This window comes from Parapedobacter flavus (assembly GCF_035818675.1).
In the GTDB taxonomy this organism is placed as follows: domain Bacteria; phylum Bacteroidota; class Bacteroidia; order Sphingobacteriales; family Sphingobacteriaceae; genus Parapedobacter; species Parapedobacter flavus.
Genome location: NZ_JAYKZZ010000008.1, coordinates 1 through 308, shown reverse-complemented (window position 1 = coordinate 308; position 308 = coordinate 1). Strand labels below are relative to the sequence as shown.

The following is a 308-nucleotide window of genomic DNA, read 5'->3' as shown; positions in this document are numbered from 1 at the left end:
GAGTACAATCGGATCCGTGATTTTCGGATCATCGATGGTAATCGCATCCATCGTCACGTTGCCCGTGTTGGTCACCGTGAATGTGTATTCGATGGTATTGCCATCTGTGGATAGCACACCCGTTTTCGCAAATGACAGTGCGGGGTCTGCCGGGACGACCACTTCGGTCGGTACACCCGGGTCGCCCGGTGTGCCGGGATTATCCGTGTCGGGGGTTGAGGGAACAGGCGTGATCGGCTGGCCGGGTTCGTCCGGATCGGTAGGGTCAAATGGTGGTGTGCCTGTCGTTGTTGCAGTGTTCTCAACAA

1 protein-coding gene is annotated in these 308 nt (G+C 56.8%); it reads right to left on the bottom strand.

Translation table 11 applies throughout. The annotated features are described in order from the left end of the window. Window positions 1–308: DUF7507 domain-containing protein (locus tag U9S71_RS08080; RefSeq protein WP_436410309.1), on the bottom strand; the 308-nt coding region annotated here is incomplete at both ends.